Raw genomic sequence first — 21,061 nt, 5'->3', positions numbered from 1 at the left:
TGACTGTGGCGAATGATGTCATTGTTGGTCCGTCGGGCAGCCGCTACGGACTGGAAGTGGCAGCCTCGGTTGCCCAAAAACAAGAGGATGGCCCGATGGCAGACAAACCCAATAGTTTGCAGGACATGTTCCTCAACACGGTGCGCAAGACGCGCACGCCGGTCACGATGTTCCTGGTCAACGGCGTGAAGCTGCAGGGCGTCATCACCTGGTTCGACAATTTCTCGGTGCTGCTGCGCCGTGACGGCCACAGCCAATTGGTGTACAAGCACGCCATCTCGACGGTGATGCCAGCCACCCCGCTGCAACTGTTCGAGGCCGAAACCGAAGAAGATTGAGTATTTGAGCGCACCGACCGCGAAGGGAACCAAACCAGCGCCCTCCCCCTGAGGGGAGGGCAACTCGGCGCCAGCCGAGCGGGGTGGGGGTTTTTCATGTGGCCACGCGAGCAACCCCCACCCCGCTCTCGCCAAGGGGCGAGAGTCGCCCTCCCCTCAAGGGGGAGGGCGTTGAATTCGCCCATTTGACAACAGAGTATCGCGTTTGAATCAGATCCCAACCGGACCCACCGAGGCCGGCGTTCCCGACATCACCATCGGCGCGTTCGACGAAGCGCGCGGCATCCGCACCGGATCGCGCGCGCTCGTTGTGCTGCCGGTTCTCGCCAGTGGCAGTGCCAGCGCGCTGCGCTCACCCGATGCCAAGCTGGCCGAAGCGGTCGGCCTGACCAATGCCATCGCGCTCGATGTCGTGCATGCCGAAATCGTCAAGTTGCGCGCGCCCAACGTGTCGCGCCTGCTCGGCACCGGGCAGATCGCGCGGCTGGCCGGGGTGGTTGCGGCGCTTTGCGTGGAGGTTGTGATCATCGATGGCCCGGTCACCCCGGTGCAACAGCGCAATCTGGAAAAGGAACTGAAGGCCAAGGTGATCGACCGCACCGGGCTGATCCTGGAGATTTTCGGCGAGCGCGCGAGCACATCCGAAGGCACGTTGCAGGTCGAACTGGCGCATCTTCACTATCAGGCCAGCCGGCTGGTGCGCAGTTGGACCCACCTCGAACGCCAGCGCGGCGGTTTCGGCTTTCTCGGCGGCCCCGGCGAATCGCAGATCGAAACCGATCGCCGCCTGATCCGGGACCGCATCGCCCGGTTGCGCAAGGAACTGGAAGATGTGCGCCGCACCCGCGGCCTGCACCGCACCAACCGGCAAAAGGCGCCGTGGCCGGTGGTGGCGCTGGTCGGCTATACCAACGCCGGCAAATCGACCTTGTTCAACCGGCTGACCGGCGCCGAGGTGCGCGCCGAGGATCTGCTGTTCGCCACGCTCGATCCCACCATGCGCGCCATCAAGCTGCCGGGGCATGACAAATTGGTGCTGTCCGACACGGTCGGCTTTGTCTCCGATCTGCCGACACAACTGGTGGCGGCGTTCCGCGCCACGTTAGAGGAGGTGCTGGAGGCCGATCTGATCGTGCATGTCCGCGACATCAGCCACCCGGACAGCGACGCGCAGGCACAGGATGTGATGAAGGTGCTGACCGAACTTGGCCTGGCCCCGGAAGGGCGCGAAACGCCGATGCTCACCGTGTTCAACAAGATCGACGCGATGGACGCCGAACAGCGTGAAGCGTTGCAGGCGCGCACCGGCGGCGATGCCATTCCGGTATCGGCATTGACCGGCGAGGGCCTGGACGAACTGCGTGCGGCCATGGACATTGCGCTGCGGGTCGGTGCGCGTGTTCACCGCTTCGTGCTGCCCGCCGCCGATGGCAAGCGCCTCGCCTGGTTGCACAGCCACGGCGACGTGGTCAGCGAAGCCTATGACGATGATGGCGTCACCATCGAGGTGCGCCTGTCGGACAAGGACCGGGCGCGGTTTGCGGCGATGGAACTGGCCTGACCGCCGTTCCGCGTGCCCACAGCCGCCGTGCCGCCAGCGTTGCCGGCAAACCAGCCGCAATAGATAGGGTCTTTCCCAGGCCCGTCGCCGATGGCAGAAGCGAGCGATGCCAAATCTGTTTCGTTATCTCGTGCTCACCCCATTGCTGGCGCTTGGCCTGACGGCTGCGGCGCGCGCCGATGATGCGCGCGCCACACCGGCGCAATTGGCGGCCTTTGCCGACTGGCTCAACATTTACCGGGCAGAGGCCACCGCACGCGGCCTGAAGCCGGAATGGCTGGATGCCGCGCTGGTCGATGTGGCGCTGGTGCCGCGTGTGATCGGCGCCGATCGCAGCCAGCCCGGCGGTACCGCACGCCCGGTGCGCTTTCCGGATTATCTCGCGTCGAAATTCCGCGGCGACCGCATTCCCCATGGCCAGCGCCAGTTCGCCGCCAACCGTGAGGCGCTGGCCCAGGCCGAAGCGCGCAGCGGTGTGCCGGCGGCCGTGATCGCGGCAATCTGGGGCATCGAAACCAGCTATGGCCGGGTGCTCGGCCGCCACGATCTGCCGTCGGCGCTGGCCACCTTGGCCTTCGAAGGCCGCCGCGCCGCGCTGTTCACCCGCGAACTCGATGCCGCGGTGCAGATGGTGGGGGAAGGCCGCGTGGCGCGCGGCGCGATGAAGGGCAGTTGGGCCGGCGCCTTCGGGCAGACGCAGTTCCTGCCGTCATCCTACCTCAGCCACGGTCGCGATGGCGATGGCGATGGCCATGTCGATCTGTGGGGCAGCCTGCCCGATGTGTTTGCCTCCATCGGTCATTATCTCGGCATGTCCGGCTGGCAGGCCGGCGAGGGCTGGGGCTTTCGCACCCTGGTGCCCGAAGGCTTTGATCGCGCCGGCGTGGCTGCGGCCGAGCCGCCCAACCGCTGCGTGGCACCGCTGGCCCGGCACAGCGCGCTGAAGCCCGCGCGCGAATGGCGCGCCATGGGCTTTACCCCGGTCAACGCTGGCTGGCCGGGGGATGACGTGTCGATGAGCCTGATCGAGCCGGACGGAGCCGGGCAGGGCGCCTATCTGGTCACCGGCAGTTATCGGGCGATCCTGGGCTATAATTGCTCCAATCTCTATGCGCTGTCGGTCGGGCTGCTCGCCGACGCCATCAGCCTGGCGCCCCCCAATGCTGCGCCCGAGGGGGCCGTGGTGGCGGGGAACAGCGCCCCATGATCAGGATCTGGGCGGCGCTGCTGGCCGGGCTGCTGGTCACGGCCTGTGCCGGCGGCAACAGGCCGGCCCCGCGCCGCGCCGCGCCGCCGCGCTCTGCAGAGCCTTCGCAGGACGCCAGCGCCGTCGCCCGCGATGCGGCCCGGCTGGGCAATTGGCCCGTGAAGATCGGCAAGCCCTATCAGGTCGCCGGCGTCACCTATTATCCGGCCGATGATCGCGACTATGCGGAAGAAGGCATCGCCAGTTGGTATGGTCCCGGCTTCCACGCCGGCAACACCGCCAATGGCGAAACCTATGATCAGGACGATATCACCGCGGCGCACCGCACCCTGCCGATGCCGAGCTGGGTGGAGGTGGAGAATCTCGACAACGGCCGCCGGCTGACCGTGCGCATCAACGATCGCGGCCCGTTCGCCCGGCAACGCATCATCGATCTGTCGCGCAAATCGGCGCAGTTGCTGGGCGTCGATCGCGCCGGCACCGCGCGGGTGCGATTGCGACGGATCTATCCGGAGGGCAAGCCGCCGCTGGATGCACCCACCGTGATCGCAGCGGTGCCGGTGCCGTCAGTGGCCACGGTGGCTGTGCCAACCGCCACGAATGCAGCCACGCCGGGCAAGAGCTGGCTGGTTCAGGTCGCGGCACTGGCCGATGGTGGCCGGGTGTCCTGGCTGACCGGCTATCTGGCCAGCTTTGGCCCGGTGCGCACCGAAGCGGCACCTGGCGGCCTCACCCGGATACGGCTCGGCCCGTTTGCCAGCCAGGCCGATGCCAGCGCGGCGCTGGCGCAGGTGCGCGCTGCGGGCTATGGCGATGCCAGATTGATTCCGCCTGCGGGCGGACGTTAGGTTGAACAAGGATCAGTGTTGCGATGCGTTTGATTTTTCTGGTTTCCTCGATTTTTCTATCCACCGCACTTGCTGCGCCCGTTCTGGCCCAGAACACCGCTTATGATCCCGCTGCCCCGATCGCCTATCTGAAAGATCTGCAAACCGGCCGTGTGCTGTTCGCCAAGAATGCCGACCAGAAGATGCCACCGGCATCGATGGGCAAGATGATGAGCGTCTATGTCGCCTTCAAGCTGCTGAAGGCCGGCGAAGCCAGCTTGAACCAGACCGTGCTGGTGCGGCCCGAAACCTGGACCAAGTGGAACAACAAGGGCAGCACGATGTTCCTTTCGGTGAACGAGCAGGTGAGCGTCGAAAATCTGCTGCATGGCATCGTGACCTTGTCGGGCAATGATGCCTGCATCGTGCTGGCCGAAGGCCTGGGCGGCACCGAAGCCAATTATGTCGCGCTGATGAACCGCGAGGCCAAGCGACTGGGCCTGAAGAACAGCAATTTCGCCAACACCAACGGCTGGCCCGACGCGCAGGAATATGTATCGGCGCGCGATCTTGCGACCATCGCTGAAGCGACGATCCGCGACTTTCCCGATCTCTACAAGCGCTTCTATGGCATGGGGAATTTCACCTGGGGCAAGACCATGGGGGCGGGGCAGGACATCACCCAGACCAACCGCAATCCCTTGCTGGGCAAGGTTGCCGGTGCCGATGGCCTGAAAACCGGCCATACCGATGAAGCCGGCTATGGCTTCACCGGTTCGGCGGTGCAGAATGGCCGCCGCCTGGTGATGGTGGTGGCCGGGCTGGACAGTTTCGGCGCGCGGGTGGCCTCCAGCGTCGATTTCATGAACTGGGGCTTTGCCGCCTGGCAGAATATGCCGCTTGGCAAGAAAGGCCAGGTGATGGGCCAGGCCGCCATTGCCGGCGCCGCCGAAGCCACGGTGGCCGCCACTGCGCCGCGTGATCTGTTCATCACGCTGCCGCGCGGCTTTGGCATGGAGCGCAAGGCCGTGGTGGTCGCGGTGCCCGGCCTGACGGCGCCGTTGAAGGCCGCTGCCAAGGTCGCCGATCTGGTGGTGACCATGCCCGGGCAGGCATCGGTGAAGCTGCCGCTGGTCACCCCGGTGGCCATCGAGGAAGCCAATTTCGTGCGCCACGGCTGGAACTGGCTGATGGGCCTGTTCGGCTGATGACGGCTGGCCGCTTCATCACGCTGGAGGGCGGGGAGGGGAGCGGCAAGTCCACCCAGGCACGCCTGCTGGCCGAAACCCTGCGCGCGCAGGGGCTTGACGTGGTGCTGACCCGTGAGCCGGGCGGCACGCCGGGGGCCGAAGCCATCCGGGGACTGCTGGTGACCGGCGACGATGCGCGCTGGACGGCATGGAGTGAGGCGTTGTTGATGACCGCGGCGCGCGTCGATCATGTCGTGCGCGTCATCCGGCCGGCGCTGGCCCGCGGCGCCACCGTGATCTGCGATCGTTACATCGATTCGACCCGCGCCTATCAGGGGGCCGGGCGCGGCCTGCCCGACGAGGCGTTGATTGCCCTGCATGAAATGTCGGTCGGGCTCTGGCCGGATCTCACGCTGGTGCTGCTGCTGGATGAGGCCGAAGGCCTTGGTCGCGCCGCCGCGCGCGGCACCGCCGAAGCCCGTTTCGAAGCCATTGGCAGCGATTTCCACGCCCGCGTGCAGGGTTTCTTCGCCAGCCTGCCCACCAGCGACCCGCAACGCTGCCGCGCGATCCCGGCCAGCGGCAGCATCGATATGGTGGCCGCCCGCATCATGGCGGCCCTGTGACCCGTCTGATCGGCCACCAGCAGCAGGTCACGGCGTTCATGGACGCCTTCACTGGCGGCCGCCCGCATCACGCCTGGCTGCTCGCCGGCCAGCAGGGCCTGGGCAAAGCGCAATTCGCCCACGCCGCCGCGACCTGGCTGCTCGCCGGTGCGCCGGCAGGGGTGGATTTCAGCGTGGCCGCCGATTGCGAGGCGGCCCGGTTGATGGCGGCCGGCTCGCACCTTGATTTCCGCCTGCTCGAGCGCTTGCCCGCCAAGACCGGCAAGCTGCGCGCCGAAATCGTCATCGGCCAGATCGTGCGCCGTGATGCCAGCGATCCGCAACCGCTGCGCGAATTCCTCACCGGCACGCCGATGCTGGGCCAGCGCCGGGTGGTGATCGTCGATGCCGCCGACGACATGAACCGCAACACAGCCAATGCGTTGCTGAAGAATCTTGAAGAACCATCGCAAGACACGATCTTCCTGTTGGTCAGCCACACACCGGGTCGCCTGCTGCCCACCATCCGGTCGCGCTGCCGCACCTTGCGCTTTTCGCGGCTGCCCGATGCCGAGGTTGCCCGGGTGCTTGCTGGCGCCGATCTGGGCGGCGAGGATGCCGACTTGCTGGTGCATCTGGCGCAGGGCTGCCCCGGTCGCGCGCTCGGACTTGCCGCTGCCGGCATCACCACATTGGAACGCGACCTGGCCGACCTGATCGGATTGCCGGTTGAGCGGGCCAGCCCGGCCGCCCTCGCCCTGGCGCGCAGCATCAGCGGCAAGGGCGGGGAGGGGCGCTATGCCGCGCTGCTCGATCGTGCGCCGGCGGTGATGGCTGCGCAGGCCCAAAGACTTGGCGGCAGCGCACGCGCCGATGCCATCGCCGCCTGGGAACAGGCAAGCCGGCTGGCGCGCGAGGCGGTGCCGCTGCAACTCGATCCCGGCCAGGTCGGCTATGCGCTGGGCATGCATCTGGCCTCACTGCCGGCGTGAAGCCCAAACTTGAATTGGCGGGCGTCTTGCCCCATTGCAGCCCAGCATGACCACGCCTCGCTTCTATATCACCTCCGCCATTGCCTATCCCAATGGTCGACCGCACATGGGCCATGCCTATGAGATGATCACCACCGACGTGATCGCGCGCTTCAAGCGGCTCGATGGCCATGATGTGCGCTTCCTGACCGGCACGGATGAGCATGGCCTGAAGATCGATCAGGCCGCTCGCACCGCCGGCAAGCCACCCAAGGCCTATGTCGATGACATGGTGGCGCCGTTTCTCGCCATGGATGCCGCACTGGGCATCAGTTTCGATCGCTTCATCCGCACCACCGACGCCGATCACAAGGCATTGGTGCAGGCGCTGTGGCAGCGCATGGCCGCCAAGGGCGATCTGTATCTCGGCCGCTACGAAGGCTGGTACTCGGTGCGGGACGAAGCCTATTATGATCAGGGCGAACTGGTCGAAGCCACCGACGCCTCCGGCGCCACGGTGCAGTTGTCGCCACAGGGGACGCCGGTTGAATGGACGGTGGAAGAAAGCTGGTTCTTCAAGCTTTCCGCCTATCAGGATCGGCTGCTGGCGATCTACGACAGCCAGCCCGAATTCATCCAGCCCGCAAGCCGTTTCAATGAGATGCGCAGCTTTGTTGCCGGCGGACTTTCGGATCTGTCGGTCAGCCGCACCAGTTTCACCTGGGGCATCCCGGTGCCGGGCGATGAACGCCATGTCATGTATGTCTGGCTGGATGCGCTGGCCAATTATCTCACCGGGGCAGATGATGGTGGTCGGGGCGGCCTGGATGGCGAATGGTGGCCGGCCGATCTGCACGTGGTCGGCAAGGATGTCGTGCGTTTTCACACCGTTTATTGGCCGGCGTTCCTGATCTCGGCCGGCCTGGCCTTGCCGAAAACCGTGTTCGGCCATGGCTTCCTGCTCAACCGCGGCGAGAAAATGTCCAAATCCGTCGGCAATGTCGTCGATCCGCTGGACATGGCGACGCGGTTCGGCGTTGACCGGCTGCGCTGGTTCCTGTGCCGCGAAGTCGCCTTCGGTGAAGACGGCAGCTACAGCGACGAGGCCATCGTCGAGCGCACCAATGCCGATCTCGCCAACGGCATCGGCAATCTGGCGCAGCGCAGCCTTTCCATGGTCGCCAAGAATCTGGGCGGTGTCATGCCGGTGCGCGGCGCCGCCGGCGAGACCGAATTGCGCCTGAAAGAGGCGTTCATGGTCGGTGCCGAGGCCTATTTCGCCCACATGAATGCGCTGGCGCTGCACAAGGCGCTGGATGCGGTGATGGGGATGGTGGCGGCGGCCAATGGCTATTTCGCCGAGAATGCGCCCTGGGCGCTGGCCAAAACCGATACGGTGCGCATGGCTGAAGTGCTGGCGGCAACGCTGGACGCCACGCGCCGCATTGTCCTGCTGGCGCAACCGTTCATGCCGGGCAGCAGCGCGCAATTGCTCGATCAACTCGGCGTCGCAGCCGATGCGCGTGATTTCAAGGCGTTCAATACGCCGGTTGATGCTGGAACGCAGCTTCCCGCGCCGGCCGGCGTGTTCCCGCGCCTGACGCTGGCAGACGTTGACGGCGCCTGAGCCATGCTGATCGACAGCCATTGCCACCTCAATTACGCCAGCCTTGGCGACGATGTGCCCGGCGTGCTGGCCCGTGCCCGCGCAGCCGGCGTCGGCGGCTTTCTGGCCATTTCCTGCCGGCAGAATGAGTGGGATGGCGTGATTGCGTTGGCCGATACCCACCCCGGCGTCTGGGCCACGGTCGGCATCCACCCGCACGAAGCCGACACGCATCCCGACACCGATGCCGCCACGCTGATCGCCGCCGCTGCCCACCCGCGCGTGGTCGGCATCGGCGAGACCGGCCTCGATTATTATTACGACAAATCCGACCGCGATCGGCAGAAAGCCAGTTTCCGCAGCCACATCATCGCGGCGCGCGCTTGCGGATTGCCGCTGATCGTCCACACCCGCGATGCCGAAGCCGACACGCTGGCCCTGTTGCAGGAGCCGGGAGAAGGGACCCTCACCGGTGTCATCCACTGTTTCACGGCCAGCCAGGCCTTTGCCGATGCGGCGCTGGCGCTCGGCTTCTATATTTCGCTGTCGGGCATCGTCACCTTCAAGAATGCCCGCGATCTCGCCGAAACCGCGCGCGGCTTGCCGGCAGACCGCCTGCTGATCGAAACGGATTCGCCCTATCTGGCGCCGGTGCCGATGCGCGGCAAAACCTGCGAGCCGGCGTTCGTCGCCCACACCGCGCGCTTTCTCAGCGCCTTGCGCGGGGTGAGCGAAGCGGAACTGGCCGCCACCACCACCGCCAATTTCCACGCGCTGTTCACGAAAGCGGCATGAAGGTCACCATTCTCGGCTGCGGCACCTCATCGGGCGTGCCGCGCCTGGGCGGGCCGGATGGCGCCGGCAACTGGGGCCTGTGCGATCCCAAGAACCCCAAAAACCGCCGCCGCCGCGTTTCGGTACTGGTGGAGGCGGCGGGCAAACGCGTGCTGATCGATTGCGGCCCCGATTGCCGTGAGCAACTATTGAGCGCGCGGGTGGCGCATCTGGATGCGGTGATCATCACCCATGATCATGCCGATCATGCCCATGGCATCGATGATCTGCGGCAGATCTTCCACGCCATGCACGCGCCCGTACCGGTGCATGCCAGCGCCGCGACGCTGGCCGTGCTCACCCGGCGGTTCGATTATGTCTTCGAAGGGGCTGCCGGTTATCCGGCGACGTGCGCTGCCCATCAGTTCGACGCGCCGCTGCAGCTAGGCGAGCTGACCATCACGCCATTCCCGCAACTGCATGGCGACATTGAATCCACCGGCATCCGCTTCGACTGGAATGGCAAGAGCCTAGCCTATTCCACTGATGTGAAAGGCTTTGATGATCGGGCCGATGCGGGGTTGACCGGGCTTGATCTGTGGATCGTCGATGCCCTGCGCCGCGAACCGCACCCCACGCACAGCCATCTCGAACAGACGTTGGCCTGGATCAGCCGCTGGCAGCCGGGCAGGGCGCTGCTCACCCACATGGATCAATCGATGGATTATGAGGCGCTGGCAAGCGAACTGCCGGACGGAATTGCGCCGGCCTTCGATGGGCAAGTGATCGAGCTATAAGGCTAGCATGGCAAAGGCGAGCGCGGCGGCCAGGCTCGTCAGGCTGGCCACGCCGCCGACGATCAACGGCTTTGGCCCGGTGCGCAAGATTTCGGCCAGCGGTGATCGTATGGCGGTGGCGGCGACCGAAACGGCCAGCATCCAGGTGGACAGATCGGCGGCAAAACCAGACGCACGCGCGGGGATGATGCCAGTGGAATTGATGCCGGCGACCACGAAAAATCCGGCCACGAACCAGGGCAGCAGCGGCGCGACCCGTTTGCCGCCGCTGATCTTCAGCGGCGCCGGAAACGCCAGTGCCACCAGCGCCAGCACCGGCGCCAGCAGGGCCACGCGCGCCAGCTTGACGATGGTGGCGGTTTCCCCGGCCGCCGGCGAAAAGGCATAGCCGGCGCCAAGTGTTTGCGCGACATCATGAATCGACGCGCCGAGCACGAAGCCCGCCTGCAGATCATTCAAGCCCAGCAGCTCGCAGATCGCCGGATACAGCAGAAGCGCCGCACTGCTCATCGCCGACGTGCCGACCAGCACCAGCGTCAGTTCCGCCTGGCGCACGCGGCGTTCCGACAAGGTGGCGGAAATCGCCATCGCCGCCGAGGCGCCGCAAATGGCAACGGCGCCGCCCGATAATGTACCGAACGCCGCGCCCAGTTTCAGCGCGCGCGCCGCCAGCACGGCAGCGCCGATGGTGATGCCAACGATTCCGATCACCGCAAGCAATGACAGCGGCCACAGCGTCGCAATCTGCGCGATGGTGATGCGCATACCGACCAGCACGATCGCCCAACGCAGCAATTCCCGGCTGGCCAGCGCCAGGCCGGGCGTCAGCCGCGCATCGGCCGACAGGAAGTTCATGGCGAGCCCGACCAGCAGCGCCAGCAAGGTGAGCGGCGCGCCATAACGATCCGCCAGGCTTGCCGCCGCCAGCGTGGCAAGCAGCGCCACCAGCAGACCCGGCACATAGTCGCGCCAGCCGGCCGAGGCTGTCCGTTCGATATCGCCGAACAGATCGGCGGCTTGCGGCAATGGTTGTGATTGGCCGGCATCCATATGTGCTTGGTTAGGCTGGCATCCGGGTTTCGCCAAGAGGGGGTCGGCGCGGGCGATATAATTATACATAATATATATTATCGATATAGTTTGCCGCAGTGGCAGCTTGCCAACCTGCCCCGCGATGGTTCACCAAATGCCGGCGTTCATGCGGGAGTTTCCAATGCGGTCCATGATGGTCAACAATGGCGAGATCAATCTGCGCGTGGTGGTCGCCGGGCCGGACGATGATGGCCAAATGCCCATCCTGTGCGTACATGGCTGGCCGGAGCTGTCCCACAGTTGGCGCCACCAACTCGCGCATTTCGCCGCGCGCGGTCGCCGCATCGCCGCCATGGATGTGCGCGGCTATGGCGCCAGCGCCAAACCGCACGCGATTTCCGATTACACATTGTCGGCGCTGGCATCGGATGTCGCTGCGGTGATCGAGGCGCTGGGTGGCCGCGCCATCTTGTTCGGCCATGATTGGGGCGCACCGATCGTCTGGAACACCGCGCTGCGTCATCCGGACCGGGTCGCGGCCGTCGCCGGCCTCAGCGTGCCGTTCACGCCTTGGGGCGAGACCCGGTTCCTTGATGTCATGCGCGTCATGCACGCCGGCAAATTCTTCTATCAATTCTATTTCCAGGCCGAAGGCGTGGCCGAGGCGGAACTGGCGGCCGATCCCGATGCGCTCTTGAAAATCTACCACGCGCTGTCCGGCGATGCGCCCTATCCGGGCTTTGGCCGCAAGGGGCCGGAAGCGACCTTGCTGGATGGGGTCGCCCTGCCCGACCCCACGCCCGCCTGGCTGCCAGAGGCTGATCTGGCCATCTACCGCGCTGCCTTTGCCGCTGGTGGCTGGCGCGGTCCACTCAACCGCTATCGCGCGCAAGATCTTGATTTCGAAGAGGCCGTGCCGCTGCGTGGCCAGCATATCACGCAGCCGGCCGCCTTCATCGCCGGCAGCCGCGATCCGGTGCGCTTCTTCGCGCCGGGCATGGATCTGTACGCCATGGCCGGTGCCGGCTGCGATGATTTCCGCGGCACCACCCTGATCGAAGGCGCCGGCCATTGGGTGCAACAGGAAGCACCCGATGCCACCAACGCCGCGCTCTCTGCCTTTGTGGAGGCCTTGTGAGCGCCCTTTCCCTTGATCGCCTTGCCGCCATCATGGCCCGCTTGCGTGATCCCGTCTCCGGCTGCCCCTGGGATCTGGCGCAGGATTTCGACACGATCGCGCCCTATACGATCGAGGAAGCCTATGAGGTCGCCGAAGCCATTGCGCAGCGCGACATGACCGAACTGAAGAAGGAACTGGGCGATCTGCTGTTCCAGGTCGTCTTCCACAGCCGCCTCGCCGAGGAGGCCGGGCATTTCGCGCTGGCCGATGTGGTGACCGGCCTGTGCGAGAAGATGGAACGGCGCCACCCACATATCTTCGGCGATGCCGCCCGCGCCGCCGATGCCGATGCGCAGAAAGATGAATGGGAACGGATAAAGGCCGCCGAACGAGCAGCCGCCGGCAAGCCGGACAAGCAAGTTTCCGCGCTCGATGGGGTGGCGACCGCCCTGCCCGCCCTGATGCGCGCCGAAAAGCTCCAGGCCCGCGCCGCGCGCGTCGGCTTTGAATGGCCCGATATCGCCGGGGTGCGCGCCAAGCTGGACGAGGAGCTCGCCGAATTCGATACCGCCATAGATGACGCCCACCGCGCCGAGGAATTTGGCGACGTGCTGTTCGTGGCGGCCAATCTGGCGCGCCGCCACGGCATCGATCCGGAAGCCGCCCTGCGCGCGGGCAGCGCCAAATTCGAGCGGCGATTTAAGGCGATGGAAGCGCTTGCAAATTCTGGGGCCGGTCCGGCGTTCGCCGCCCTGAGCCTTGATGAACAGGAAGTGCTTTGGCAGCGGGTGAAGGCCGCCGAGCGCGGCTCAACCTGACCGCAGCGCGACACAGCGGTCGCGGCCGGCCAGATCCTGATGCAACGTGGCCGCCATGGCGGTCGCGGCGGCCATCGCCATCAGCGCCGGGCCTTGTTCATGGCCGATTTCCAGCACGGTAAGGCCAGCTTCGGCCAGCAGACCAGGCAGTTGCGGCAGGATGCGGCGATAATCATCGAGGCCATCTTGGCCCGCGAAGAGCGCGCTGGCTGGTTCGTGGGCGCGGACTTCGTCGGACAGCGCTTCCCCAGTGCCGATATAGGGCGGGTTGCACAGGATCAGATCGAAGCGCTCGAAAAGGCCGGCGCCCCAATTGCCCAGACAGAAGTTGGCGCGCGCCGCGAGGCCGGTGCGCGTCGCGTTGGCCTGCGCCACGGCCAGCGCCGCCCGGCTGGCATCGATGCCGAGGCCAGTCGCGGCGGGCCATTCGGTGAGCGCCGCCAGCAGCAGCGCGCCGGAGCCGGTGCCGAGATCGAGGATATGCTGCGGCGGGGATTTGCGCAGGCGAAGCGCCACCTCGATCAGCGTCTCGCTGTCCGGCCGCGGGATCAGCACATCAGGCGTGACGATCAGATCGAGCGACCAGAACTCACGAGTGCCTGTGATGTGAGCAACCGGTTCACCAGCGGCGCGGCGTTTCACCATGGTTTCATAATGTTGCGGTTCAATGCTGTGTTGCTGGTTGAGCAATAATTCGCCGCGCGGGATGCCGGTGGCGTGGGCGAGCAGCACCTCGGCATCAAGCCGTGCGGTGTCTCCGCCAATGCGCGTGGCGGCGGCTTTGAGCAGGTCGATGACGCTGTTCACCCCAGGCTCGCCAACCGCGCCGCTTCATCCTCGGCGATCAAAGCGCCGACCACATCATCGAGCGCGCCTTCCAATATTTCCGGCAGGCGGTGCAGGGTCAGGTTGATGCGGTGGTCGGTCACGCGGCCTTGCGGGAAATTATAGGTGCGGATGCGCTCCGATCGATCGCCCGAACCCACCATCGCCTTGCGATCGGCGCTGCGCGTGCTGGCCAGCCGCTCGCGTTCGGCGTCGAACAGGCGGGTGCGCAGCAATTTCATCGCCTTGGCCTTGTTTTTGTGCTGGCTGCGTTCATCCTGCACCGCCACCACCACGCCGCTGGGGATATGGGTGATGCGCACGGCACTGTCGGTGACGTTGACGTGCTGCCCCCCGGAGCCGGACGCGCGATAGACATCGATGCGCAGATCCTTCTCGTCGATGGCAATATCGACATCGCCGGCTTCCGGCAGCACGGCGACGGTGGCGGCGCTGGTGTGGATGCGCCCGCCGGCTTCGGTGGCCGGCACCCGCTGCACGCGGTGCACACCACTTTCGAACTTCAACCGCGCGAACACGCCAGCGCCGGACACGCTGGCGATGATTTCCTTGAAACCGCCCAGATCGGAGATACTGGCAGAGAGGATTTCCCAACGCCAACCGTGGTTTGCTGCATAACGTTCATACATGCGCGCAAGATCGCCGGCAAACAGCGCCGCCTCGTCGCCGCCGGTGCCGGCGCGGATTTCCAGCACGGCCGAACGATCATCGGCGGCATCGCGCGGCAGCAGTTGCAACGCCAGCGCGCGCTCGGCCGCCGGCAGACGCGCGCTGATCGCGGCCAGTTCCTCCTGCGCGATCTCGTGCATCTCATCGCCGGCCGGAATGGCGCGCAGGCTCTCGGCTTCGGCCAGCAACGCTCGCCAGCCGGCGGCCGCCTCCACCAAAGGCGTCAGCTCGGCATAATCCTTGGACAATGCCACGAACTGGTCAGGCGGCAGCGCCGGATTGCCCATGTCGTTCGCCACCTGGGCATGGCGGCGCTCGATCTGGGCGATGCGCTCGATGGGCAGGATCATGGCCCGGTGATCATCCCTTCAGCCCGCCGCCAGCCAGCCGCGCACGAATGGCGGTGACGGCTTCGGCCTGACTGAGCACGACCTGCTCACCGCTGCCAAGATCGCGCACCGTGACGGTGCCGGCGGCCACTTCGTCGCTGCCGATCAGCACGGCAAGCCGGGCACCCGACTTGCCGGCCCGCTCCATCTTCTTCTTCAGATTTCCGCGCCAGCCCTGCTCCGCCGCCACACCGATGCGGCGCAGGGCACCCAGCAGCGACAAGGCCGGCGCCTCGGCCTCGGCCCCGACCGCAACCACCGCGACGGCGACATTCGGCAGTGCTGGCTCCGCCACCAGCATCGCCAGCCGCTCGATCCCGGCCGCCCAGCCGACCGCCGGCGTTTCCGGCCCGCCCATGTGGCCGATCAGGCCGTCATAGCGCCCGCCGCCCAGCACCGTGCCCTGCGCACCCAGATTTTCGGTAACGAATTCAAACACGCTGTGCCGGTAGTAATCCAGCCCGCGCACCAGCCGCGCGTTGCGCGTCCAGGCGATGCCGCTGGCCTGCAAACCCTTTTGCAGGCTTTCGAAAAAGGCGCCGGCGTCCACCGTGAAAAAATCATCGATCTGCGGCGCGCCGGCCACCAGCGCCTGATCGCCTTCATTCTTGCTGTCGAGAATGCGCAGCGGGTTGGCGTCGAGCCGGCGCTGGCTGTCCTCGCTCAGATCGCCGCGATGCGCGGCGAAATGCGCCGCTACCGCTGCACTCCACGCTTGTCGCGTTTCGGGATCGCCCATGGAGTTCAGGGTGAGCACGATCTGGTCGGCGATGCCCAGTTCGCTGAGCAACTGCTGGCCGAGCGCGATCACCTCGACATCCGACGCCGGCTCGCCAGCGCCCAATATTTCGGCATCGAGCTGGTGGAACTGGCGGAACCGACCCTTCTGCGGGCGTTCATAACGGAACAATGGCCCCCACGTCGCCAATTTCAACGGGGCAAATTGCTGCCAACCATTCTCGATATAGGCGCGCGCGATGCCGGCGGTGAATTCTGGCCGCAGGCACATGCTGTCGCCGCCGCGATCCTGAAATTCATACATTTCCTTGGAGACCACGTCGGTCGTCTCACCCAGCGAACGCGCGAACACGGCGGTGCTTTCGAAGACCGGCACTTCCACCCGGCCAAAGCCGTAAAGCTGGCGCACGTGGTTGAACGTGGCGATCACATGATCAAAGCGGGCTGCGGCCTCGCCGATCATGTCTTGCGTGCCGCGTGGTTTCTGGGGGGCCTTGCTCATGGTGGTGGGGAATAGGCGAGGGCGGGAATTGACGCAACGGGTGCGCGTGGACCGACCCACCCCCAGCCCCTCCCGCGAGCGGGAGGGGAGCAGATCGGTGCATTCGGGAACGCATGCCCCACAAACACGAACGGCTCCCCTCCCGCTTGCGGGAGGGGTTGGGGGTGGGATTGGCAAAGCGGTACAGACCGCGCTAACGGCAAGGCATGCGCACCCTGCTCCTCCTCACCGCCCTCATCGCCGCCCCTGCCCTGGCGCAGCGCTCCATGCCGCAACCGCTGCCGATCATGGACGAAGTGCCGGCCGCGCGCGACAGGCCCTTTCCCGGGGCCCTCACCCTGCATGTCGATGCAACCGATACCGTACGCGGCGTGTTCAAGGTGAGCGAGACCATCCCGGTGCCGGCCAATCTGGCCGGCAAGCGCATGGCGCTGCTGTTCCCGAAATGGCTGCCCGGCAAACATGGTCCGCGCGGTGAGATCGAGAAGGTCGCGGGCCTCGAGATCAGCGCCGGCGGCAAGCTGCTGACGTGGAAGCGCGACCCGCTCGACATGTATGCCTTCTGGGTGAACGTGCCGGCCGGCACGCGCGCGCTTGATGTGAAATTCGATTTCCTGTCGGCCACCGATGGCCCGCAGGGCCGCATCGTGGTGACGCAGGACATGATGAACCTGCAACCGAACAGCGTGTCGCTGTACCCGGCCGGCTGGTTCACCCGCCAGATCCCGGTCAACCTGTCGGTCACCTGGCCGGCAGGCTGGACGGCAGCCTCAGCGATGCGCGAAGCCAGCCGCAGCGGCAACCGCATCACCTATGCCACCATCGATTATGAAGCGATGGTGGACAGCCCGTTCTTCGCCGGCCGCCATTTCGCCAAATGGGATCTGGGCCAGAATGTCACCATGAATGTGGTGGCCGATGATGCCCGCTTCTTGGCAGCCACGCCGGACCAGATCGACAAGCACCGCAATCTCGTCAGCCAGGCGGTGAAATTGTTCGGCACCCGCCAGTTCGATCATTATGATCTGCTGGTGTCGCTCACCGAACGCATGGGCGGCATCGGGCTGGAACATCACCGCAGTTCCGAAAACGGCGTCGATACCGGCTATTTCACCGATTGGGCGAAAGGCCCCGGCCGGCGCAATCTGTTGCCGCACGAATTCACCCACAGCTGGAACGGCAAGCACCGCCGCGGCGCCGATCTGGTGACGCCGGATTTCCGCACGCCGATGCGCAATTCGATGCTGTGGGTCTATGAAGGCCAGACGCAATTCTGGGGCTATGTGCTGCAGGCGCGCTCCGGCCTGGTAACCCAGGACGAGACGATCGATCAGCTCGCCACCATCGCTGCCACGCTGGACAATCGCCCGGCGCGCGGTTGGCGCAGCCTGGACGATACCACCAACGATCCGGTGATCACCCCGCGCGCGCCCAAGGGCTGGGTAAGCTGGCAGCGCAGCGAGGATTATTATGCCGAAGGCATGCTGATCTGGCTGGAGGCCGATGCCATCATCCGCCGCGAAAGCGCCGGCAAGCGCAGCATGGATGATTTCGCGCGGGGCTTCTTTGGCACCGGCGATGGCGATTGGGGGGTGAAGCCCTATGACATGGCCAGCCTGGTCGCCGCGCTGAAGGCCGTGCAGCCCTACGACTGGGCCGGGCATCTGGCGCAGCGCCTCACCGAAAAGGCCAGTGGCGCGCCGCTGAAGGGTTTCGAGATGGCAGGCTGGAAACTGGTCTATACCGACAAGCCGACCGCCGCCTTCACCGATTCCAACCGCCGCACGTTGAACCTCGCGTTTTCCGGCGGTCTGGTGATCGGTACGGCCGGCCGGGTGGATCAGGTGATCTGGGCGACGCCGGCCTTCGATGCCGGGCTGGCGGTGGGCGATGTGCTGCTGGCAGTGAACGAACAGCCGTACAGCGACGACGAGATGAAGGCGGCGATCACGGCCGCCAAGAACAGCCAGCAGCCGATCCGGTTGACGGTGAAAACGTCTGATCGGGTCCAGGCGATGGCCTTCGCCTGGAACGGCGGCCTGCGCTATCCGAAGCTGGAGCGTGTCGCACCCGCGGACGCCGCCAATCCCACCGGGCTGGAACGGTTGTTGACGGCGCGGAAATAACGCCACCCCGAACCGGATATCGTGGCAATTCGGGCATGGACGAATCCGCCGCAGCCCCTTAACCCGCCACCAGTTCAACAGGAGAAGTTCACCCATGCGTATCGATGCCATTCCGATCGGGGTTGCCCCGCCGCACGATGTGAACGTGGTGATCGAATGCCCGCTGGGCGGTGAACCGGTGAAGTATGAACTGGACAAGGCATCGGGTGCGCTGTTCGTCGATCGCATCCTGCACACGCCGATGCGCTATCCGTGCAATTATGGCTTCATTCCGCACACGCTGGCCGATGATGGCGATCCCATCGATGCGCTGATCGTGGCGCGTACGCCGTTCATGCCCGGCTCCATCGCCCGCGTGCGCCCCGTGGGCGTGCTGATGATGGAAGACGATGGCGGCGGCGATGCCAAGCTGATCTGCGTGTCGGTGAACAAGGTCTATCCTTATTATGCCGACGTGCAGGAATATACCGATCTGCAACAGATCGTGCTCGATCAGATCGAGCATTTCTTCACCCACTACAAGGATCTGGAGCCCGGCAAATGGGTGAAGTGCCAGGGTTTTGAAGGCAAGGCCACTGCGGAACGGCTGATCCTGGAATCGATCGAACGCTACAATGCCGAGAAGGAAGGCCGCCTGATGGTGGAGCACAAGCAGCACCCTGGCGCACCGCGGGAGTGATCCGCACGCATTTTTCCCCTCTCCCGAAAGGGGAGAGGGGTCAGGTGGCCGCCAGCGCCGCGATCGCGTCGCCTTCGACGCGCATCACCGTCCACTCGTCCATCGGTTTTGCGCCCAGCTTCTTGTAAAAGCCGATGGCCGGCTCGTTCCAATCGAGCACCCACCATTCGAACCGGGCATAGCCGCGTTCCGCCGCCAGCGCGGCGATGCGGACCAGCAGCGCCTTGCCGGCGCCAGCCCCGCGCGCTTCGGGCCGGACATAAAGATCATCCAGCCAGAACCCCGGCTTGCCGGTCCAGGTCGAAAAGGTCCGGTAAAAGATCGCGCTGCCCACCGCGACACCGTCGATCTCGGCAATCAACGCTTCGACCAGCGGGTTGGGCCCGAACAGACCGGCATGGAGATCGGCCTCAGAGGCGCTCACCGCATCGGGTTCGCGCTCATAGACGGCCAGGTCTTTCGCAAATTGCAGGATTTGCGGCACATCGGCCGGTGTGGCGTTGCGGATGATCATGGGGTTGCTCCAAGACGGGAGGTGCGGGCGCGCCACTGCAAGGCCGCCGCCACCAGTCCGAATGCCAGCATCAGCCAGGCCAGTGCATCCGGCCAGCGCGTGTCTGCCGCCGTGAGCAGCAGGATCAGCGCCATCGTCTTGGCCGCGCCAACCAGCGCCCACAACGTGATGGCGACCAGATTGCGCGTCACAACAGGCGCCCCATGGCGCGGAACATCCACATCACGCTGAAAAACGCCATGCCCACCGACGGCACCCCGAACAGCCAGTAACGCGGCCCCCGATCGACCCGGTCAGGCAGCCACAGACGTTTCAGCACCCAGGCCAGCGCACCCGGCCCGGCCAGCAGCGCGATCCAGGTCAAGCGATCGGCATCAAATCCCAGGTTGATCGCCTCGATCAGCACGACGACCGCGCCGATGCCGAAGCACCAGGTCGCCACGGCAAAGCCATAGGCGACCGCCTGTTGGCGCACCGGTTCTTCCACCCGGCGCGGGCGAGGTGGGCCGCCGTGCATGCCGGTTTACGCGGCCGCAGCCGCGGCGGCCGCATTGTGCGCATCGATCTCGGCGGCCTTGGCCTCGACCAGCTTGACGATATGTTCCAGCATGGCTTCGCTTTCGATCACGTGATCGGAAATGCCGTTCAGGAACACCGCGTGCCGGCCATTGCCGCCGCCGGTCAGCCCGATATCGGTTTCACGCGCTTCGCCCGGGCCATTGACCACGCAGCCCAGCACCGAAAGCGACAGCGGCGTGGTGATGTGCGCCAGCCGCGTTTCCAGCGCCTCCACCGTGCGCACCACATCGAACCCCTGGCGGGCGCACGACGGGCACGACACCACCCGCACACCGCGCGCGCGGATGCCGAGCGATTTGAGGATATGATAGCCGACCTTCACTTCCTCGACCGGATCGGCGGAAAGCGACACGCGGATGGTATCGCCCACCCCAGCCCAGAGCAGCATGCCCAGCCCGATGGAGCTTTTCACCGTGCCGCCGATCAGGCCGCCCGCTTCGGTGATGCCCAGATGCAGCGGATAATCGCAGACTTCGGCCAGGCCATTATAGGCCGCGACCGCGAGGAACACGTCGCTGGCCTTCACGCTGATCTTGAATTCGTGGAAATCCTCGTCCTGCAGATATTTCATATGCTCAAGCGCGCTTTCCACCAGCGCTTCCGGGCAGGGCTCGCCATATTTTTCCAGCAAATGCTTTTCGAGGCTGCCGGCGTTGACGCCGATGCGGATGGCGCAGCCATTGGCCTTGGCGGCGTTCACCACTTCGCGGATGCGCTGCCGGCTGCCGATGTTGCCGGGGTTAATGCGCAGGCAGGCCGCACCGGCATCGGCGGCTTCCAGCGCGCGCTTGTAATGGAAATGGATGTCGGCAACGATCGGCACCTTGGCGGCGCGGGTGATCTTGCCGAAGGCGGCGGTGGCTTCCTTGGTCGGGCAGCTCACCCGGATGATGTCGGCGCCCACGTCTTCACAGGCGCGGATCTGGTCGATCGTCGCGGCGGCGTCTTCGGTGGGGGTGTTGGTCATCGTCTGCACGGCGATCGGCGCATCGCCGCCCACCGGCACCTTGCCCACCATGATCTGCCGGCTCTTGCGACGAGTGATGTCGCGCCACGGACGCACGCTCATGCCATTTGGCTCCTTGAATCTCGCCTGCCCTGCCCGGCAAAATTTGATGCCCTGCCCGATAGCACAGGGGTGCATCCATGCAAGACGCGGCCTATCATCACTTG

Annotated in this window: 21 protein-coding genes and 1 pseudogene; 14 read left to right on the top strand and 8 right to left on the bottom strand. The window is 65.7% G+C overall.

Annotation, left to right across the window (positions count from 1 at the left end):
• Nucleotides 1–95: 95 nt before the first annotated feature.
• The 10 genes and pseudogenes from hfq to ABWP22_RS04405 form a co-directional block, all read left to right on the top strand.
• Nucleotides 96–323: pseudogene (hfq, locus tag ABWP22_RS04450) on the top strand (RNA chaperone Hfq); the annotation flags it as partial.
• Between the two features lie 265 nt (nucleotides 324–588).
• Nucleotides 589–1,899: a GTPase HflX gene (gene hflX / locus ABWP22_RS04445; RefSeq protein WP_502951088.1), complete on the top strand. Its 1,311-nt coding sequence runs from the start codon at nucleotides 589–591 to the stop codon at nucleotides 1,897–1,899.
• Between the two features lie 106 nt (nucleotides 1,900–2,005).
• Nucleotides 2,006–3,106, top strand: coding sequence for a lytic murein transglycosylase (locus ABWP22_RS04440; protein WP_353198740.1), 1,101 nt, complete (start codon nucleotides 2,006–2,008; stop codon nucleotides 3,104–3,106).
• Nucleotides 3,103–3,954 carry a septal ring lytic transglycosylase RlpA family protein gene (locus tag ABWP22_RS04435; protein WP_353198739.1) on the top strand — a complete coding sequence of 284 codons (852 nt, stop codon included), beginning with the start codon at nucleotides 3,103–3,105 and terminating at the stop codon, nucleotides 3,952–3,954. The genes ABWP22_RS04440 and ABWP22_RS04435 overlap by 4 nt, the downstream gene beginning before the upstream one ends.
• A 23-nt stretch (nucleotides 3,955–3,977) precedes the next feature.
• Entirely contained in the window at nucleotides 3,978–5,141 is a 1,164-nt protein-coding gene (locus tag ABWP22_RS04430) for a D-alanyl-D-alanine carboxypeptidase family protein (protein WP_353198738.1), read from the top strand.
• Nucleotides 5,141–5,749, top strand: coding sequence for a dTMP kinase (gene tmk / locus ABWP22_RS04425; RefSeq protein ID WP_353198737.1), 609 nt, complete (start codon nucleotides 5,141–5,143; stop codon nucleotides 5,747–5,749). Before ABWP22_RS04430 ends, tmk begins: the two co-directional genes overlap by 1 nt.
• The gene (locus tag ABWP22_RS04420) at nucleotides 5,746–6,720 is read left to right on the top strand and encodes a DNA polymerase III delta subunit-related protein (RefSeq protein WP_353198736.1); all 975 of its coding nucleotides are present in this window, start codon (nucleotides 5,746–5,748) and stop codon (nucleotides 6,718–6,720) included. The genes tmk and ABWP22_RS04420 overlap by 4 nt, the downstream gene beginning before the upstream one ends.
• 46 nt (nucleotides 6,721–6,766) lie before the next feature.
• Nucleotides 6,767–8,326, top strand: a complete 1,560-nt coding sequence (metG, locus tag ABWP22_RS04415) for a methionine--tRNA ligase (protein ID WP_353198735.1) — start codon at nucleotides 6,767–6,769, stop codon at nucleotides 8,324–8,326.
• 3 nt (nucleotides 8,327–8,329) lie between these two features.
• The gene (locus ABWP22_RS04410) at nucleotides 8,330–9,100 is read left to right on the top strand and encodes a TatD family hydrolase (protein ID WP_353198734.1); all 771 of its coding nucleotides are present in this window, start codon (nucleotides 8,330–8,332) and stop codon (nucleotides 9,098–9,100) included.
• Nucleotides 9,097–9,876 carry an MBL fold metallo-hydrolase gene (locus tag ABWP22_RS04405; protein WP_353198733.1) on the top strand — a complete coding sequence of 260 codons (780 nt, stop codon included), beginning with the start codon at nucleotides 9,097–9,099 and terminating at the stop codon, nucleotides 9,874–9,876. The genes ABWP22_RS04410 and ABWP22_RS04405 overlap by 4 nt, the downstream gene beginning before the upstream one ends.
• On the opposite strand, the gene ABWP22_RS04400 is transcribed toward ABWP22_RS04405, so the two are convergent.
• Entirely contained in the window at nucleotides 9,871–10,926 is a 1,056-nt protein-coding gene (locus tag ABWP22_RS04400) for a YeiH family protein (RefSeq protein WP_353198732.1), read from the bottom strand. The two genes, ABWP22_RS04405 and ABWP22_RS04400, sit on opposite strands and share 6 nt — an antisense overlap.
• A gap of 172 nt (nucleotides 10,927–11,098) precedes the next feature.
• Between ABWP22_RS04400 and ABWP22_RS04395 the strand changes: the two genes are divergently transcribed.
• Both ABWP22_RS04395 and mazG read left to right on the top strand, forming a co-directional pair.
• Nucleotides 11,099–12,046: an alpha/beta fold hydrolase gene (locus tag ABWP22_RS04395; RefSeq protein WP_353198731.1), complete on the top strand. Its 948-nt coding sequence runs from the start codon at nucleotides 11,099–11,101 to the stop codon at nucleotides 12,044–12,046.
• Nucleotides 12,043–12,846, top strand: coding sequence for a nucleoside triphosphate pyrophosphohydrolase (mazG, locus tag ABWP22_RS04390; RefSeq protein ID WP_353198730.1), 804 nt, complete (start codon nucleotides 12,043–12,045; stop codon nucleotides 12,844–12,846). Before ABWP22_RS04395 ends, mazG begins: the two co-directional genes overlap by 4 nt.
• Here mazG and prmC read toward each other — a convergent pair.
• The 3 genes from prmC to hisS are packed head-to-tail and all read right to left on the bottom strand — an operon-like array spanning nucleotide 12,838 to nucleotide 15,990.
• Complete coding sequence (gene prmC, locus ABWP22_RS04385; RefSeq protein WP_353198729.1) at nucleotides 12,838–13,653, bottom strand: peptide chain release factor N(5)-glutamine methyltransferase; 816 nt, start codon at nucleotides 13,651–13,653, stop codon at nucleotides 12,838–12,840. The two genes, mazG and prmC, sit on opposite strands and share 9 nt — an antisense overlap.
• The gene (gene prfA / locus ABWP22_RS04380) at nucleotides 13,650–14,711 is read right to left on the bottom strand and encodes a peptide chain release factor 1 (protein WP_353198728.1); all 1,062 of its coding nucleotides are present in this window, start codon (nucleotides 14,709–14,711) and stop codon (nucleotides 13,650–13,652) included. The genes prmC and prfA overlap by 4 nt, the downstream gene beginning before the upstream one ends.
• A gap of 10 nt (nucleotides 14,712–14,721) precedes the next feature.
• Nucleotides 14,722–15,990, bottom strand: coding sequence for a histidine--tRNA ligase (gene hisS / locus ABWP22_RS04375; RefSeq protein WP_353198727.1), 1,269 nt, complete (start codon nucleotides 15,988–15,990; stop codon nucleotides 14,722–14,724).
• Between the two features lie 206 nt (nucleotides 15,991–16,196).
• Here hisS and ABWP22_RS04370 point away from each other — a divergent pair, with 206 nt between their 5' ends.
• Together ABWP22_RS04370 and ppa are read left to right on the top strand one after the other, a co-directional pair.
• Entirely contained in the window at nucleotides 16,197–18,116 is a 1,920-nt protein-coding gene (locus tag ABWP22_RS04370; protein ID WP_353198726.1) for a M61 family metallopeptidase, read from the top strand.
• A 94-nt stretch (nucleotides 18,117–18,210) separates the two neighbouring features.
• Complete coding sequence (gene ppa, locus ABWP22_RS04365; protein WP_353198725.1) at nucleotides 18,211–18,795, top strand: inorganic diphosphatase; 585 nt, start codon at nucleotides 18,211–18,213, stop codon at nucleotides 18,793–18,795.
• Nucleotides 18,796–18,835: 40 nt separating this feature from the next.
• Here ppa and ABWP22_RS04360 read toward each other — a convergent pair whose 3' ends face one another.
• From ABWP22_RS04360 to ispG, 4 genes are read right to left on the bottom strand one after another with little or no spacing between them, the layout of a single operon-like run.
• The gene (locus tag ABWP22_RS04360) at nucleotides 18,836–19,309 is read right to left on the bottom strand and encodes a GNAT family N-acetyltransferase (protein ID WP_353198724.1); all 474 of its coding nucleotides are present in this window, start codon (nucleotides 19,307–19,309) and stop codon (nucleotides 18,836–18,838) included.
• Nucleotides 19,306–19,500, bottom strand: a complete 195-nt coding sequence (locus ABWP22_RS04355; protein ID WP_353198723.1) for a hypothetical protein — start codon at nucleotides 19,498–19,500, stop codon at nucleotides 19,306–19,308. Before ABWP22_RS04355 ends, ABWP22_RS04360 begins: the two co-directional genes overlap by 4 nt.
• Nucleotides 19,497–19,826 (bottom strand): hypothetical protein, encoded by a 330-nt coding sequence (locus ABWP22_RS04350; protein WP_353198722.1) that lies wholly within the window; start codon nucleotides 19,824–19,826, stop codon nucleotides 19,497–19,499. Before ABWP22_RS04350 ends, ABWP22_RS04355 begins: the two co-directional genes overlap by 4 nt.
• Before the next feature lie 6 nt (nucleotides 19,827–19,832).
• Nucleotides 19,833–20,957, bottom strand: a complete 1,125-nt coding sequence (gene ispG / locus ABWP22_RS04345; protein WP_353198721.1) for a flavodoxin-dependent (E)-4-hydroxy-3-methylbut-2-enyl-diphosphate synthase — start codon at nucleotides 20,955–20,957, stop codon at nucleotides 19,833–19,835.
• Nucleotides 20,958–21,061 lie beyond the last annotated feature (104 nt).

It is taken from the genome of Sandarakinorhabdus sp., from assembly GCF_040398665.1.
Lineage (GTDB): Bacteria > Pseudomonadota > Alphaproteobacteria > Sphingomonadales > Sphingomonadaceae > Sandarakinorhabdus.
This window is presented reverse-complemented; position numbering and strand designations above follow the sequence as displayed.